The following is a 569-nucleotide window of genomic DNA, read 5'->3' as shown; positions in this document are numbered from 1 at the left end:
GTCCAGCGTTTCGGCGTGGGTGTCGGCAGCTTCACGACGGCGGCACTGCTGTATGCGGGCGCTGCCCTGGTCGGATGGGTGCTTCGCCGTCCCGTCGAGCACGAGGCTCGAGTCCGCCGCAGCGATGCGGGTCGGCTGATCCTGATGGCGCTGTCTGGCGCCGCCGTCGGCCCCGTCGCACTGTCGTGGGGCCTGCAGCACACCAGTGGAGCCGGCGCTTCGCTCATGCTCACGCTGGAGGCGGTATTCACCGCGGTGCTGGCCATGCTCTGGTACCGCGAGGCGATGGACCGGCGTGTCCTGCTGGCCATGGCATTGCTGACGCTGGGCGGCACGGCGCTGATCATCGACCGGGCCGCGGCAGGCGTCAGCCAGGCCCTCGGGCTTCTGGCCGTGCTCGCCGCGACCGCGGCCTGGGGCGTCGACAACACGCTGTCGCGCGGCGTAGCGGATCGCGATCCCGGCCAGGTGGTGATGTACAAGGGGTTGCTGGGTGCGATGGCAACGGCCGTTCTCGCACGGGCCTTCGACGAGCCGGTGCCTGCCGCCTGGCAAGCGGGTGCCCTGCT

At 71.2% G+C, this 569-nt stretch carries 1 protein-coding gene; it reads left to right on the top strand.

Annotated elements, in window-relative coordinates:
* A partial coding sequence (locus AC1D01_RS38035) for an EamA family transporter (RefSeq protein WP_477875172.1) occupies positions 1-569 on the top strand: 569 nt, incomplete at both ends.

The sequence above is a fragment of the Rhizobacter sp. P3_B12 genome (assembly GCF_056402895.1).
This window is presented reverse-complemented; position numbering and strand designations above follow the sequence as displayed.